We start from the raw sequence: 16,656 nt of genomic DNA, 5'->3' as shown, positions 1-16,656 counted from the left end.
CTAATAAAAGGCAAAGGTCTCGCTAAGCAATTTAAATTGCTATCATAACCGATGGTTACTAACCATGTATTGACGATTATGAAATAGGTTTCCCTACAGCTACTCCCCCTTGACTGAAAGTCAAAGTGTATTGAGTTGTATTGCTATTATAGCATTATTTCTATTGAAGTAAAACATTAGCGTATGGCGATATGGTATTTTTTGTCCTTTTTATGTTCTTCATAGAAACGGACCATTGCAGGCATCGACTCCAGAAAATCGGCGCATTGGATGCCGCTCCCTCTAAGCAGTTCTTGCGCGGTAGAGGTATCGAAAGACGCCTGCCATGTCAGGTAATCCAAAGTTTCTTTTTCGACCCCTAAAAATTTCCGGACAGCAGGTACCGACAATGAAATCTCCGCTGCTTTATGAGGCAAGCGGGATTTGGGGAATTTACCGGTCATCTCAGCCACCATCTTGCGGTATACTTCCTCGACCGGATGAGGCTTTGGATCCGTCAAATGGAGCGTTTTTCCTGCAGCTTCAGGAAGCGTGCTGATATACATGCTGGCATCCAAAATATAATCGATTGGCACTACATTGATGAACGAAACTGAACTCCCCAAATAAGGGATAAATGGCAGCTTTCGCACCCGGTCGATCATATTTAGGAAAAAATACGGACCATCGAACTTTATCGTTTTCCCTGTTTTGGAATCACCTCGTACAATGCCCGGCCGGATGATCGTCAACGGCACCTTGCTCTTGAGCCCATTCACCAGCACTTCCGCTTCATACTTTGTTTCTTCATAAAAATTCTTGAATTGATCCGGCCGGATCAATTCATTTTCGTAGAGCGTCCCTTCCCTTTTACCCGCTACATACGCTGTGCTGAAATACATATAGCGCTGCAAGCCGGGGATCGTCTCGATAAAATCGTTGACATGTCCCGTGCCTTCGACATTCACTTTCCAAGCGATAGCGCGCGGCACAGCCAAATCATAGATGGCTGCCAGGTGCCAGAAGACGACGCTTTGCTGTTTACGGATAAACTCGGCATCCGCAGCGCTAAGCCCTAAACCGCTTTTTGTTATATCACCGGCCATCAGCCGAATCGGGCCGCATCCGCTTTCGTTCTGGATCTTCTCTACTTCTTTTTGCGCCTTTTCCATTTCGCTTGGCAAAACGATTGCTGAAACGGAGGACCCCTCTGCAATCGACCGCCGGATCAGTTGGCTTGCGATAAAGCCTGGAAAACCGGTAAAAATGCTTTCTCTCATCTTTAAACACCCCTTTCACTCATTATACATAATATTCCAACAAAATTCACAAAAGAAAAAGATGAGCCACTGGCTCATCTTTTGGACAATCTTCTCGTCTTTCGGTCGAATAAACTATAGACAATCGGCACGATATACAACGACAGGAATGTGGAACTGATCAAGCCGCCGATAACGGTGATGCCCATCGGCTGGTTGATTTCTGTCCCTTCGCCAATCCCCAAAGCCAGCGGCAAGAGTCCGAGGATGGTCGTCAGTGCGGTCATGAGGATCGGCCGCAGACGGTCCCGGACAGAAGTCACGATTGCATCATACGAATCCATGCCCGCAGCTTTTCTCTGGTTGATGTAGTCAACCAGAACAATCCCGTTGTTGACTACGATCCCGACCAGGACAAGGAGCCCGATCACCGCCGTGATGCTGATCGGAGTTCCTGTTACAAACCAGGCAATCGAGACGCCGATGACCATGAGCGGTACCGTGAACATGATGACAAATGGATACTTGAACGATTCGAACTGGGCAGCCATGACGATATAAACCAATACGACCGCCAGAATGACGGCAAGCATCATATCATTGATCGCATTCTCAAACAGTTCTCGGTCACCGCCGAAGGTGATCTGGGTGCCATCGTCCAAATCGAGGCTTTCGAGTGCAGCGTCCACCTCATCCGACATTTCACCCAGTGTGACATCGGAACGGTGCTGAAGCGTATAAGCAACGCTGTCAGCCTGGTCGACGCGCTTGATGTCGGCCGGTCCTTGAGACACTTCAATTTCAGCGAGATCCTGGAGTTCGACAAACCCGCCGGAAGGCGTACGCAGTTGAAGGACACGCAATTTATCGACATTGTCTCTGAACACAAGATCCAGCTCGGTGAAAACGGTCAGGACTTCATCCTCTTCCGTCAGCACCTGCGTCGTCAAGACACCGCGCGTCAGATTATTGACCGTTTGGGCAATTTGCGCTGGCGGCAGCCCGTTTTCCGTGGCTGCCTCCCGATCGACTCGCAGCTGGATTTCATCGATGGTCTCTTCCCGGTCATTCGTCAGCTCCGTGACCGCCGGCAATGCCCGAAGCTCGGAACTGATGCGTCCGATCGCTTCATCAAGACGCGCTTTATCAGTGTCGGTGACCGTGAAGGACAAAGTATTCGGCGAAGAGCCTGCCGCAGTCTGCAAATTAAAGCTGACCTCAGCCTTCTCGCCGATTTTCTCGATGATTCCCGGCTGGACATCATCGACGAATTCAAATACTGAACGTTCCCGTTCATCAAGCGGAATCATCTTAATATACAGTTCTGCTATATTCGTCTGGGTCGTCCCCTGAGCTTGGCCTTGCTGAGTGCTGCCAACCAAGCTGACAAATACATCGATGTCATCCTCTTTCTTCAATTCCTCTTCGATCGAATCGACTACTTCATTTGTTGCTTCAAGAGATGATCCGGTTTCGAGGGCAATCGATACACTGACGAACCCTTCATCGGTTGCTGGCAGGAATTCAGTACCGACTCTAAGCGCACCGAAGATGCCGATTCCCAGGAAGACCAATGCGGTTAGAATTACAATCAAGCGGTGAGCCAGTGCCCAGACAACGGAACGCTCAAAATTCTTCATGCCTTTTGAACGGCGCTGACGGGCTTCGAGGTTGCCTTTCGGCTTATCGAGCATGCGCGAGGCAAGCATCGGAATCACCGTCAAAGCGACAGACAAGCTGGCAAACAAACTGAAGGAAATTGTTACAGCGAATTCAAAGAAAATCTCCCCGATCAAACCGGTGATGAACACGACCGGCACGAAAACCGCAACAGTCGTCAGAGTCGAGGCGGTAATCGCTCCGGCCACCTCTTTTGTTCCTTCAGATGCAGCTTGTTTCGGGTTTTTGCCCATGGCCAGATGGCGCTCGATATTCTCTATGACGACAATGGCATTATCGACGAGCATCCCGATTCCAAGCGCTAAAGCACCCAGCGTCATGATATTTAACGCAAAATCGGCAAAATACATCAAGACGAACGTTACAATGACCGAATAAGGTATCGCCACGCCGATAATGATCGGACTCTTGATGCCGCGCAGGAAGAAAAACAGCACCAGCATGGCAAAGATCCCGCCATATACGAGCGTCTGCCCGATATTGCCGACAGCCAGGCGGACATAGTCCCCTTGGTCAAAAAGAACATCAGTCTCGACGCCTTCAAACCGTTCTTCCTCCAAAAGCTCATCCAGTTTTGACTGGAACGCGCTTGAAACTTCAGCTGTATTGGCACCCGACTCCTGGAGCGCCGACAGCAAAACGGCCGGCTCTTCATTGGCCCGGGTTTCACTGCTTTGTTCCTGTTCGCCGAGTTCCACTTGGGCTACATCACCGACCGTGATATTTTCACCGTCAAGCGGATTCACCGTCACCACCAGGTCACGGATTTCATCTACACTTGCGAGCGAAGACACAATGCGTGTCGTCAGCTGGCGGCCATCCTCTGTCTGGATCGGTTCGCCAGGCATTGAGACATTGTTCGCTTGGATCAACTGGACGATATCTGAAAGCTGGAGTCCTTCTTCAACCAATTTTTCCTGGTCAAGCGAAATGATGATTTCTTCGGTCAAGGATCCGGAAATATTGACGCTGGCCACTCCTTCTGTCTGAAGAAGCTCTTTTTCAAGTTCTTCTGCCAGGACACGGACATCTTCCCCGCCTTCAGCTGCACGGACTGCCAGCTGGATGACCGGGAACTGCGCCGGGTCGAACTTGAAAAACTGCGGGCGGTTGGAATCTTCCGGAATTGGAGTCTGGTCAATCCGCTGCATGATATCCGTCTGGACATCGTTCATGTCGGTGGACCAGTCGAATTCCAGCAGGATGAAATTCGAACCTTCTTCGGAGGAAGATTGGAGGGATTCAATTCCCGGCAGCGTCGCAAGATTCGCTTCCAGGGGCTTGGTCACTTTTTCGCTCACTTCCGTAGGGCTAGCACCCGGGTAGTTAGTCACCACGACGCCGACGGGCGGATTCAACTCCGGAATCAGTGTGACCGGAATTTTAAAAAACGATACCGCCCCTAACAGAATGACCAAAAACATGATGACGATGGTGAAAACCGGACGCTTTATGGAAAAATCGCTTAATTTCATTTGCTCCAAACCCTCTCTTTATCTCGTGCTTTTATCATAGAAAAAATCAAATGGAACCGCAAACTTTAATGACCCTTTTCACGGCCATTTTCCATTCAGAACGAGCACTTTTGCATAATTTGGACAAAAAAACCCGCCGAAGCGGGTCTGATTTTATAAAAGGCTATAAAGCTTGATTTCCGGATTTTTATCCTGGAACCAGCGTGTAGCAAATTCATTCTCAAACAGGAATACAAGGTTGTCGTAACGGTCCTTCACAAGCATTGAACGTCCGCTCGACATTGACTCTTTGACATCTTCTTCGTTTTCGATCCACCGGGCAATCTTATTGCCGATCGGTTCCATGCGGACTTCAACGTTGTACTCGTTTTTCATCCGGTGTTCAAACACTTCAAACTGAAGCTGTCCGACCGCCCCCAGAATCACTTCTTCCAAATGAAGGGTTTTGTAATACTGGATTGCGCCTTCCTGCACAAGCTGCAGGATCCCTTTATGGAAATGCTTCTGCTTCATGACGTTTTTCGCAGTCACTTTGACGAAAAGCTCAGGGGTAAACTGCGGCAGGTTCTCAAATTGGAACTTCTTCCCGCTCGTGATGGTGTCCCCGATTTGATAGTTGCCGACATCGTGCAGACCGATTATGTCGCCGGCAACGGCCTCATTGACCATTTCACGGTCATCGGCAAGGAATTGTGTCGTCTGCGTCAGCTTGAAGGACTTCCCTGTCCGCGCCAACGACACGTTCATGCCTTTTTCAAACTTCCCGGAAACAATGCGCACGAATGCGATGCGGTCCCGGTGGGCAGGATTCATGTTCGCCTGGATTTTGAAAATGAAACCGGAAAACGGCATTTCCAAAGGATCGATCAATTCTGATTCCTGCGTCAGCCGGGGCTGCGGGGGTGGTGCAAACTGGAGATAAGTTTCCAGGAAGGTCTCTACACCGAAGTTTGCCAGCGCACTGCCAAAGAATACAGGCGTCAATTCACCTTTTTTCACCCGTTCAATCGAAAAGTCATTGCCCGCTTCGTCGAGAAGATCGATATCCTCAAGCGCTTGCGTATAATAAGAAGTTTTGGTCATGTCGTGCTCACCTGCAAGACGGCCATTTTCATCCAAAGGCATGAAGCGGTCGCCTTCAGAACGGAAAGGCTCGATGCGTTTGTTGAAACGATCGTAAATGCCGAGGAATTCTTTCCCCATGCCAATCGGCCAGTTCATGGCATACGACTGGATGCCGAGCACTTCTTCCAATTCTTCCATCAGTTCAAGCGGTTCTTTTCCTTGGCGGTCCATTTTATTGATAAACGTGAAAATCGGAATCCCGCGCATTTTACAAACTTTGAATAATTTCACCGTCTGTGCTTCGATTCCCTTGGCCACGTCGATGATCATGACGGCACTGTCGACAGCCATCAGCGTCCGGTAGGTATCTTCACTGAAGTCCTGGTGTCCTGGAGTATCCAGGATGTTGACGCGGTGACCGTCATAGTCAAATTGCATAACGGATGATGTTACGGAGATGCCGCGCTGCTTCTCGATTTCCATCCAGTCGGATGTTGCGAACTTGCCGCTTTTCTTGCCTTTTACCGTACCGGCATCGCGGATCGCTCCGCCGAATAGCAAAAGCTTTTCTGTTAATGTCGTTTTCCCTGCATCCGGGTGGGAGATGATTGCAAAGGTTCTTCTATTTTGGATTTCTTCTTTTAATTGGTCTGGCATCATTATACGCTCCTTTAATTCTACTCTTCCCATATTAGAGAAGGGGGCCCGAAAAGACAAGAATTTTCAACAGCCCGCCAAGAAAAAAGAAGCCATTTCAGGCTTCTTTTCACATAAATTTCTTTATGGTTTCTTCGATGGCGATATCCTTGTCGCTATGCGGATATTTGGTCGAACCGATGATTTGGTAATCTTCATGGCCTTTGCCCGCGAGGATGATGATATCTCCCGGCTCTGCTTGCCGGATGGCGTGCCTCACTGCTTCCGCCCGGTCTCCGATGCAGGAAAACTCTTGGTGCTTCATGCCGGATTGGAGGTCGCGCAAGATGCTGTCGTATGCTTCATCCCGCGGATCATCCGTCGTCAAGACGACGTAATCGGCAACCGATGCTTTTTCCGCCATGATCGGCCGCTTGGTCTTATCGCGGTTCCCGCCCGTTCCGACGAGGAAAATGATGCGGTTTGTCTTAAAGTCCGCAACGGCGTCTATCGCTTTTTCAATCGCATCCGGTGTATGGGCATAATCGATGAAAATCGATATCGGCGCTTCCAGCTCAACTTTCTGCATGCGCCCTTCCACGGGTTCGATGCGCGACAATGCGGCAATGACCCCTTCGAGCGGATAGCCTTCCGCATAAAGCGCGGTGATGGCTGCCAGCGCATTGGAAACGTTAAAGCTCCCTAGAAGCTTCATCGAGACATCGAACTCACCTAGTGGGCAAACCAGGGTGAACTTCGTGCCGCTGTGCCCCAGTTCAATCCGTTCCGCTTTGAACTGGGCGGGCATCTCCACTCCGTATGTAAAGACCGGATGGGAAGTCATGTCAGCATAACGCTTCGACCAAGGGTCGTCGGCATTGAGCACCGCCTGCTTTTTCACTTGCAGATCTTGGCCGAGCTGTGAAAACAGCAAGCCTTTTGCGTGGCCGTATTCTTCCATCGTTCCGTGGAAATCCAAGTGGTCATGCGTCAAATTCGTAAAGACTGCCGTCTTGAATTCCACCCCGGCAAGCCTGCCAAGCACTAGGCCATGGGATGAGACTTCCATGGTCATATGGCTGCAGCCTTCTTCTTTTGCCCGCGCAATCATTTGCTGGGTCGTTAGCGCGTCGCTCGTTGTATTGGCCGACTGGTGCAGCTGGCCGTTCAAATTGAACCCGATCGTGCCGGACAACGCAGATTTTTCCCCAAGTTCCATCAGCATGGAATGCAGCATCCCGGCAACGCTTGTTTTGCCGTTTGTGCCGGTCACCCCGATCATATGCAAACTTTTAGACGGGTACTCATAAAACTTCGCCGCGAGGAGACCAAGCGCACGGTCGGTATCTTCGACAAGAACGACAGGCGTGTCCCCGACAATCAGAGGCCTTTCCGAAACGATCAGCGACGCCCCTTGTTCGGCCGCCTGAGCGGCAAAATCATGCCCGTCGACGGTATAGCCTTTAATGCAAACGAACAATGATCCTTGTAACGCTTCACGGGAATCCATGGTGATGCTGCTGACGGTTTCCGGCAATGAACCAATAATGCTGTTATAAGGAACATTTTCGAATAATAATTTTGTGTTCATGAAAATCCTCCTACTCTGTAACTAGCGGAGACAGGACATATGCATGGAGCAATGCTGCCGCTGCCTTCAATGAATCAGTATGGGTCCGCTCATACGAGTGGGATGCTTCGATGCCCGGCCCGAATAAAGCATGTTTGACATCGTGGCCGGCGCTGATGGCCGCTGAAGCATCCGAACCGTAATACGGATAAATGTCTACCTTATAATCGATGCTGTTTTTATTCGCGAGTGCGATCAGGTGGCGGGTCAATCCGTAATGGTAAGGCCCGCTGGAATCTTTGGCGCAGATGGACACCGTGTATTCATCCGAAGACTGGCCGTCCCCGATCGCCCCCATATCCACCGCAATATATTCCACCGTCTCGTCAGGAATGTTCGAATTGCCGCCATAGCCGATTTCCTCGTTGTTGGAAATATAGAAATGCGTGGTGTGCGGCAGTTTCTCGCCGGTTTCGCTCAAGTTCTTTGCCAACTGCAAGAGCAGCGCCGTACTGGCTTTATCATCCAGATGGCGGGATTTGATGAAGCCGGAAGCGGTCGCTTCGTAGCGTGGTGAGAACGATACAAAATCCCCCACCTCGATGCCTAACGCGCGTACTTCATCCGCAGAGAAAACTTTTTCATCCAAGCGCACTTCCATATTGTTTTCGTCCCGGTCAGCAGTTCCCGCGTCTTTATAAACATGGACCGTGGTCTGATGCATCAGGATGGTGCCGGTTGCGGTAGTGCCGTCCGCTTTATGTATCAAACAATTCTCGCCTTCGATGGCGTTGAATTTGAACCCGCCGACTAGCGACAATTTCAGGCGGCCGGAAGATTTGACCTCTTTGACCATGGCTCCGAGCGTATCGACATGAGCAGTCAACAGACGGTGCCGGCTTGTGTCTTTTCCCGGGATGGTCGCGATGACTGCCCCTTTTTTGGTGGTTTTAAACTCGACGTTCCAATTGTCCAAATGTTTTTTAATGGTTTTCATGATCTCCATCGTATATCCAGAAGGGCTAGGAATCTCCGCCAACTCTTTCAATAAATCGAGCGCTTCTTCTTTATTCCATTCAAATGACATTCTAAACGCCTCCTTAGTCCATTAATCATATCAAAATACACCATGTTCGCACAGGAAATTATATAGTAATATTAAATCATATCGACCAATCGAGGTGTAATATGGAAAGCTCCACAATCAAACGGAACAGGAACGGACTGTTTCTTCACCTTTTCGGCACAGCCATTTTCTTGCTGGTTCTTATCTATTTATTGGCCGGCCATGTGCTGCCTGTCTATGCCCTTGCTTTCAGCATACCGGCATATGCCCTTTTGGCGTTTCTGCAAATGCGTAATACTCCAGTTCTAATCATGCAGGCAGCCATCCTCGGCATGATGAACATTTCCGTATTCATCTTGAATATTGAAACCCTGGCGCCGGTCAATATTGTCTTTTTCGTTTTTCCGCTGATCGTATCTGCCATGTATTATGATACCATGCCTGCTATCGCACTTGGCATCATTACGGCAGTCGAAATAGCAATGCTGGCTTTTCTGTTTGGCGGTTTTTCCGAACGCGCTCCGATGAGCTATGTGAACGCACAGCTTTTCATTTTCATGTTCTTTGCCCTCAATTTATCCATTGTCCATTCAATTTTCTTTCGGCGCGTTATGTTGGAAGCCGAAGAAAAAAACAATTCCATGGAACGTGCGTTAAGTTCCAAGGAAGGCTATCTGCATCTGTTTTTCCAAACCGCAAAAGACGCCATCGCTGTTTTTGATTCCGACAATAAAATCATTGCAATCAACCCTGCTTTTGAAGAACTTTATGGCTGGTCGCTGCCGGAGAGCATCGGAAAGTCTTTGCCTCTGGTTCCGCCGGAGCGCCTCGATGAAGCCGCCATCAGGACAAAGGAAGTGCAAGCCGGAAAGAGCTATTCACTGCTCGAAACCGAAGATCTGAAAAAAGACGGTTCCCGTTTTGACGCCCAGATCACATTATCCCCCATTATTGGTCCTTCCGGAAATGTTTTGGCGACCTCTGTTATTTCCCGTGACATCTCCTACCGGAAAGAAGCGGAGAAATTGATCCTCCAAAGCGAAAAATTGAAATTGACAGGCGAAATCGCTGCCGGCGTTGCCCATGAGATCCGCAATCCCATGACGGTCATTTCAGGGTTTGTCCAGATGATGGAAAATGATGCAGTACATCCGCAAAAAGAATACATCGGATTGATCCGTTCGGAAATCGCACGCATCGATTTGATCATCAGTGAATTTCTGATGCTGGCGAAACCGCAAGCGACCGAACGCAAGGAAATCGGCTTTAAGAAGATGGTTGACGATATTGCACTGCTTTTCGGTCCTCAATTGAACCTGGATAACATCCTCTTCACCTCCCATATTGAGCGGGACGATTTTGTAGTCGTCGGAGAAGAACATCATCTTAAGCAAGTCGTGATCAATCTGATGAAAAACGCTGTCGAAGCGCTTGAAGGGATTGGCCGGCAAGGCCGCATCCGCATGGCGATTAGAAGTTCCAGCGGCCGTTCTGTTTCTTTATCTATCAAAGACAACGGCAACGGCATTCCAGACGAATCCGCCCCTTTTATTTTTGAACCCTTCTATACCACAAAAGCGACTGGTACCGGGCTCGGCCTGCTGATTTCACAAAAAATCATCCAAGAGCACGGCGGCACTTTAACAATTGAAAGCGAAGAAGGCCGCGGCACTGCTGCTACGGTTACGTTGCCGCTAAAATGAAAAAGGAGCCCATGGGCTCCTTTTTTTCAATCGTCGTCGCGGTCATCATCATCATCATCGTTGTCATCATCATCGTCTTCGTGGTCCTGTTCCTGTTTCAGAATCGTTCCATCCGCGGCATTCACGTAGACTTCATGTTCTGTGCGGCCGTCTCCGATTTTAACTTCGTAATAGACGGTGCCGTCCTCGCGTTCCAATTCCACTTTTTCCACTGTACCTTCAGCTACGGCTTGGGCTGCTTTTACCGCTTGTTCCGAGGAAATCAGATTTTCTGAAGCTGCCGGGCTATCTGCCCAGTCATCGTCGCGTCGGTCATCACGGTCTTCTTTTTCGCGTTTTTGTTCGAGCACTTTTCCAGAGTAAGCATCGATTTTCACATCGTATTCATAGCCTTCGTGGTCAATGTCGATTTCGTAATGCGGAGTCCGGCTGTCCCGGTCCAGTTCAACGTCTGTGATGGTGCCGTTTGCAATCGCCAAGGCTTTTGCCGTCGCTTCGTCAAAAGAAAGCATTTCCTCGCTGTTGGCCGCGGGTGCTACAGGCTGCTGCCCTCCCGTGCCAGCTTTTTGCGATCCATCGTCGCCGTTTGCCCAGACAATTCCTCCGAACGCTAAAGCTCCTGCAACTACCGGAATATAAATGTATTTTTTCATGTTGTTCTCCTCCTTCTATGTTATACCTTTACTTTAGCCTCCGCTTCTGAGAAGAGGGTTAAGGCATTATTAGAAAATGATGAGAATCCCATGAAAATCTTCTTATTTCAATCATCCCATTCGACTGTCAGCGTCTCTCCCCGCACTGCATGAATCTGAACGGTCACTTCCTTGTCCAATTGATCATTTTCGATTTCCACTAGATAAGAGCCGCCGTCGCTGTCTTCCGTGAAAGTGACTTCCTGGACTTCCCCGTCCAGTGTCTGCTTGGCAATTTCAATTGCTTGGGCTTCTGTCAAAACCGGATCCGGTTCCGGAGCTGGTTCTGGTTCCGGCTCAACTGTATCAGCAACAGGGGTGATTTTCCGGATTTCACCCGACACCGAAGACAGAATCACAATCTTTTCCCCAGTTTCTCCGGCTAAGCGGACTTCATACTCCTCCTGATCCTTCAAGTAGCGGATTTCTTCCACGGTGCCTCCGGTTTCTTCAGCAGCGATTGCGCCTGCCTGTTCTTCCGTCAGCAGCTCCGGTTCTTCAGGAGCCGCTCCTCCCAGTGCTTCCACTTTCTCCACGTCACCATTGCCGCGGTTGACCGTTGCGATGTATCTGCCGTCTTCTCGCACAAATTCCACTTTGAAATGCTGCCCATCAAGGATGGTCTTCTCGATTTGTCCGCCGTAGACAGAAGTCACCGCCTCTTCGGCTTGCTGTGCATCGACCGCTTCATTGGCGGGCCGCGGGTATAATAGATATGCCGCAGCCACCGCTCCAAGCAAAACTGTGGCAATCGCCATGAGCATCCATTTTTTCATCACGATCCCTCCTGATTCCATTGTAGGTCACGGACATTAAAATCTGATGAGAAAGTGATGGAAACAGTCGTCCCCATTCCTTCGATGCTTTCGATGCCCAGAACCACACCGATTGAGTCGGCCAGCTGTTTGGCCAGCGACAATCCGAGGCCGAAGCCACCGGACTCCCTGCTCCGCGCCTTGTCTACGCGGTAAAAGCGGTCGAACACATACGGTAAGGCTTCTTTCGGGATGCCAATGCCGTAGTCCTGGATTTTGATGGTTGGTGCGCCTTCCATCTTCAGCTTGACCTCTATCCGGTCCGAACTGTATTTTCGCGCATTGTCCAGAAGAATATAAAGCAGCTGTTTCAGTTTCGCCAGGTCAGTCGTTACAACCAGGCCAGGTTCTTGGCTGATCAGCACAAAATTCCGATTGAAGGAGGTTTTCATGACTTCCACTGTCCCTTGCAGCATTTGCTCAAGATTCACTTCAGACAATTCGAGCTGCGTTTCGCTTCTTCGGGCGATGTGGAGCAGCTGTTCGATCAATTTATTCATCCGGTCCGTTTCCGCCCTGATTGCCGAAAGCCCTTCCTGTGCAATCTTTTCATCCTGCATCCCGCGGCGCTCCAGTAATTTCGCATAACTGCCAATAACCGTCAACGGTGTTTTCAATTCATGGGAAGCATTTGAAACAAATTCCTCCTGCTTCCGGTAATTCTCTTCAAGCAATGCCATCATTTCATTGAATGTCCGGCCCATCTGCCCGATTTCGTCATTGGCCACATCTTCCATCGACAGTTTTTCATACTGTCCGCTTTTCTGGATATGCGTCATTGTCCGGGTCAAATCGGCAATGGGCCGGGTGACCAACCGGCCAAGAACCGCACTGGATACCACAATGGGAATCATGGCGATCAGGATGGCGGCAACCAGCACAAATCGGAGTGTCCGCAAGTTGCCGGTCACTTCTTCCATCGATTGGGCGATTGTCAGTTCTGCCACCTCGCCCCCCGACCAGATGACCGGCATGGAAGCATATGCGTAGCGGGTTTCCCCGGCAACTACCGTTCCTGCACGATCCGGCAATTCGGTCGGAAAATCCGCTGCCACGTCCGGGTCCCGGATTTCTGGAATCAGCTGGCCCGCTTCACCTGAAACACGTGCCAAACCATTCGCCGGGACATATCCTCGCACTACGGCCCGGGGATCGTCGGCCGGATTATCGCTTACCGCTTGGGCCACCGCATCCAGTTCTGCCTGCAGCTGGCTGATTTCCGTGTCGTAGGCAAGCCGGCTGAAAGCGAAATAGATGACGATGGCCAAAAGCAAAAGGATGACCAGCATCAACAACGTTGACCAAAGATGGATTTTATTTTTCAGCTTCATTGCGATGCTCCTTCAGGACATAGCCGACTCCGCGAACGGTCTGGATGTAGGTGGCAGGTTCGCCGGCGTCGATTTTTTTCCGCAAATAGCGGATGTAAACATCGATGACGTTTGTGTCTCCGTAATAATCGTAGCCCCAGACCGCATTGAGCACCTGTTCCCGGCTGAGCACCTGGTTGGGATGCTGGAGCAGATACAGCAGCAAGTCGAACTCGCGCGGGGTCAGTTCTACCGGGCGTTTGCCCCTGCTCACTTCCCGGGTGCTTTCATTGAGCTTGAGCTCCGCAAAACTATGGACGGCCGGATTTGCGCTCCCTTTTGCCAGGCGGAGGTTCGCCCGGATCCGCGCCAGCAGCTCCTCGATTTCAAACGGCTTGGTTATGTAGTCATTCGCACCCAGATCCAGCCCGGCCACTTTGTCTTTGACATCGCTTTTGGCTGTCAGCAAAATGACCGGTATGGCCGCGTCAGCCGAACGGATGCGCTTTAATACATCAAGCCCATGGATTTCAGGAAGCATCAAATCGAGAAGGATGAGATCCCACTCCTGCTCGCGGAACTGGATCAGCCCTTCCGACCCCGTATATGCCATTCCGGTCTCGTATCCTTCGAAGGACAGCTCCAGTTCGAGAACGCGCGCAATGCTTTTTTCATCTTCGACAATCAGAATTCGTTCAGCCATTGCCACCACTCCTTTTACTCATCATAGCAGGAGAAAAAAGAAAAAAGCGACCCGCAGGCCGCTTATTTCAATAGTCTTCTGACAAATCGCACTTTCTTCTTGTAAGGCGGGAATAAAATATTCGTCGATAGTTTTGTCGACTTTTTCAGAATGGATTTCGTATGGGTGAACGTTTCAAAACTATATTTCCCGTGATAAGAATTCACTCCGGAAGTCCCGATGCCCCCGAAAGGCAGATGCGCACTGCCAACATGCGAAACAGTATCATTGATGCAGCCGCCGCCGAATGGCAATTCGTCTAGGAAAAACTCAATCGCCCGGTCGTTCTCTGAAAACATATAGGCTGCCAGCGGCTTCGGCAACGTCCGGATTTTACGGACCAAAGCAGGCAGGTCGCTATAGGTGATGACCGGCAGGATCGGGCCGAACAATTCGTCCTCCATCGACGGGCTGTTGAAATCGATGTTATCCAAAACCACCGGTTCGATGTAAAGATCTTCCCGGTCCATATATCCGCCGGAAACCATGTTCGCTTCTTCCTGCTTGACGATGGCAGCCAGGCGGTCGAAATGCTGGACGCTGACAATGCGGCCGTAATCCGGGCTCGCTTGTGCATCTTTTCCGTAGAAACTACGGATGTTCTTGATCAATTTGTTCATGAACTCTGTCTTGACCGATTCGTGTACGCAGACATAGTCGGGGGCCACGCATGTCTGGCCTTTGTTCATCAGCTTGCCCCAGGCAATGCGCTTGGCCGCCAGGTCGATATTGGCTGTCTGGTCGACGATGGCCGGGCTCTTGCCGCCCAGTTCCAGTGTAATCGGCGTCAGCCGCTCAGCCGCTGCCTTCATGATGACTTTCCCGACGTTGACGCTCCCGGTGAAGAAAATATAATCGAACGGCGCGTGGATCAGCGCTGTCACTTCTTCCCGCTCTCCTTCAACGACGCGGACATAGTAAGGCGGGAACACATCTTCCAAGACCTTGCGGATGGCTGCTGCCACATTCGGCGTCGTTTCGGAAGGCTTGACGATGGCGCAATTTCCGCCGATGATCGCGCCGATGAGCGGTTCCATGATCAGCTGGAACGGATAATTGAAAGGCCCGATGATTAAGACCGATCCGTAAGGCTCCCGCATGATGAAGCTTTTGGCCGGCTGCAGGTGAATCGGTGTCTTGGCCGGTTCCGGCTCCATCCATTCCTCCAGGTTTTCACTCATATAATTAATGCTGTCAAGCACAAAACCGATTTCAGTCGCATAGGCCTCAAACTCGCTTTTGCCCAAATCCTTTTTCAATGCATCGACAATGATCTCGTCATTCGCCTGGATCGCCTTTTTCAGGTGCGCAAGCTGCGCTTTCCGAAAAGCAGCCGGCTTCGTAGCGCCGGTATAATAAAACTCCTTTTGCTCTTCAATCATCCGTTCAACATCAACCGCTGTAAAATTCATCTAATGACCTCCTGTTTTCAATTGCTTCTAAGTACTTTACCCTGCTGCACGGAAAAAAATCATTCTTGCAAGAGAAGGTCGATATAACGCTGCACCACCAGGCCTTCTTCAAACGGCACCAGGAAAGTCGATTGCTGCTGCATCGCGGCAAACAGCGAAGGCACTTCCGCAAAGCCGTCCAAGAGCTGGCGTTCCTGGTATTTCCGTTCTATATATAGGTCTGACCAATTCTCCAGCGTCAGCACCCCTTCTTTACCGTAGACCTTGAACTGAAGCAATTCTTTCTGCCCGGTGCCGCTGATGCCAGCAAGCAGGAAAGGAATTCTGCCGGCTGTCCGGCCATGGGCGATGATGCCTGTTTCACATAAGTCTGCTTGCTCGGGATAAGAAACGAGATGGGAATGGATATCCAGGTCCCCGAAAATGCGGTGGATCAGCTGAAGGTAATGCGGAAAGACTTCACGCACAAAGCCCCCTTGGCTTCTCGAAGCGATCCACGGGTTCTGCTGCCATAACCGCGGCCAGTCCGGAAAATGCGTCTGCAGTTCGACGCGGACCACATCGCCGATATCCCCGCTCCGAATGCGTTTCGCCATTTCGTGGACTGCCGGCTTGTACATCAGCGGAAAATGCATCGCCGTCTGGATGCGGTTTTCTTGTGCAGCCACCACCATCTTCTCCCCGTCTGCCGCATCATGCGCCAAAGGCTTTTCACTGAGGATATGGATGCCGGCGCTCGCAGCCAGATTTGCGACTTCCGCGTGGAAAGCGGGCGGCGTGCCGATATAAAGCCAGTCAATGCCTGCGTGCAGCACTTCATCAAGCGACCTTGCCACGGGCACCCCATACTCCGACGCCAGGAATTCCAGGCGCTCCGGCTGTTCATCATAAACCGCTTTGATGACGGCTTTTCCTTCTTGCTGGATTTGGTTGATGATCCGTTCCCCGACGATGCCGGCTCCGATAATGCCAATCGATATCACAAAGCATTCCTCTTTTCTGAAAGGCCCAAAGGCTTATTTTTGGTTTCTCTGTTTATTAGTGTAACCTTTCGGGGTATAGAATAGTCAAACAATTAGAACAGCAAAATTTGAGGAGGAATTACAATGCAAAAAGAAGCGAATTGGTGGGAACCTATTTTTTCCGGTGAACTGGAAGTTGGATTGAACAAAGAACGAATGGAAGACCTGGAACAGGAATCGTTCCTTTATTACGGATCTGCACCTGCTGAAATGGAGACTCACGCCTAATT

13 protein-coding genes are annotated in these 16,656 nt (G+C 50.3%); 2 read left to right on the top strand and 11 right to left on the bottom strand.

The features are described 5' to 3' along the window. Positions 1-176: 176 nt before the first annotated feature. The 5 genes from ACFSDB_RS05100 to ACFSDB_RS05080 form a co-directional block, all read right to left on the bottom strand. Complete coding sequence (locus ACFSDB_RS05100) at positions 177-1,259, bottom strand: SDR family oxidoreductase (protein ID WP_204892665.1); 1,083 nt, start codon at positions 1,257-1,259, stop codon at positions 177-179. Between the two features lie 74 nt (positions 1,260-1,333). Continuing rightward, positions 1,334-4,393, bottom strand: a complete 3,060-nt coding sequence (locus ACFSDB_RS05095; protein ID WP_204892666.1) for an efflux RND transporter permease subunit — start codon at positions 4,391-4,393, stop codon at positions 1,334-1,336. A 153-nt stretch (positions 4,394-4,546) separates the two neighbouring features. Further along, entirely contained in the window at positions 4,547-6,115 is a 1,569-nt protein-coding gene (locus ACFSDB_RS05090) for a peptide chain release factor 3 (protein WP_204892667.1), read from the bottom strand. Between the two features lie 109 nt (positions 6,116-6,224). Beyond that, a complete protein-coding gene (locus ACFSDB_RS05085; RefSeq protein WP_204892668.1) occupies positions 6,225-7,685 on the bottom strand; it encodes a UDP-N-acetylmuramoyl-L-alanyl-D-glutamate--2,6-diaminopimelate ligase in 1,461 nt (486 codons plus the stop codon). 10 nt (positions 7,686-7,695) lie between these two features. Continuing rightward, positions 7,696-8,751 carry a M42 family metallopeptidase gene (locus ACFSDB_RS05080; protein ID WP_204892669.1) on the bottom strand — a complete coding sequence of 352 codons (1,056 nt, stop codon included), beginning with the start codon at positions 8,749-8,751 and terminating at the stop codon, positions 7,696-7,698. A 101-nt stretch (positions 8,752-8,852) separates the two neighbouring features. Between ACFSDB_RS05080 and ACFSDB_RS05075 the strand changes: the two genes are divergently transcribed. Next, positions 8,853-10,433: an ATP-binding protein gene (locus ACFSDB_RS05075; protein WP_204892670.1), complete on the top strand. Its 1,581-nt coding sequence runs from the start codon at positions 8,853-8,855 to the stop codon at positions 10,431-10,433. A 26-nt stretch (positions 10,434-10,459) separates the two neighbouring features. Here the strand turns inward: ACFSDB_RS05075 and ACFSDB_RS05070 are convergent, their stop codons facing one another. The 6 genes from ACFSDB_RS05070 to ACFSDB_RS05045 all read right to left on the bottom strand — a co-directional run bounded on the left by ACFSDB_RS05070 (position 10,460) and on the right by ACFSDB_RS05045 (position 16,387). Further along, on the bottom strand, positions 10,460-11,086 hold the full coding sequence (locus ACFSDB_RS05070; protein WP_204892671.1) for a PepSY domain-containing protein: 627 nt from the start codon (positions 11,084-11,086) through the stop codon (positions 10,460-10,462). Positions 11,087-11,193: 107 nt separating this feature from the next. Beyond that, positions 11,194-11,901, bottom strand: coding sequence for a PepSY domain-containing protein (locus ACFSDB_RS05065; RefSeq protein ID WP_204892672.1), 708 nt, complete (start codon positions 11,899-11,901; stop codon positions 11,194-11,196). Further along, entirely contained in the window at positions 11,901-13,271 is a 1,371-nt protein-coding gene (locus tag ACFSDB_RS05060) for a sensor histidine kinase (RefSeq protein WP_204892673.1), read from the bottom strand. Before ACFSDB_RS05060 ends, ACFSDB_RS05065 begins: the two co-directional genes overlap by 1 nt. After that, positions 13,255-13,953: a response regulator transcription factor gene (locus ACFSDB_RS05055; protein ID WP_204892674.1), complete on the bottom strand. Its 699-nt coding sequence runs from the start codon at positions 13,951-13,953 to the stop codon at positions 13,255-13,257. The genes ACFSDB_RS05060 and ACFSDB_RS05055 overlap by 17 nt, the downstream gene beginning before the upstream one ends. A gap of 62 nt (positions 13,954-14,015) precedes the next feature. Further along, a complete protein-coding gene (locus tag ACFSDB_RS05050) occupies positions 14,016-15,404 on the bottom strand; it encodes an aldehyde dehydrogenase (protein ID WP_204892675.1) in 1,389 nt (462 codons plus the stop codon). A gap of 59 nt (positions 15,405-15,463) precedes the next feature. Next, positions 15,464-16,387, bottom strand: a complete 924-nt coding sequence (locus ACFSDB_RS05045) for a Gfo/Idh/MocA family protein (RefSeq protein WP_204892676.1) — start codon at positions 16,385-16,387, stop codon at positions 15,464-15,466. Positions 16,388-16,510: 123 nt separating this feature from the next. Here ACFSDB_RS05045 and ACFSDB_RS05040 point away from each other — a divergent pair, with 123 nt between their 5' ends. Then, positions 16,511-16,654, top strand: a complete 144-nt coding sequence (locus ACFSDB_RS05040; protein ID WP_204892677.1) for a hypothetical protein — start codon at positions 16,511-16,513, stop codon at positions 16,652-16,654. Positions 16,655-16,656 lie beyond the last annotated feature (2 nt).

The organism is Planococcus chinensis (assembly GCF_042681545.1).
In the GTDB taxonomy this organism is placed as follows: Bacteria; Bacillota; Bacilli; order Bacillales_A; family Planococcaceae; genus Planococcus; species Planococcus chinensis.
This window is presented reverse-complemented; position numbering and strand designations above follow the sequence as displayed.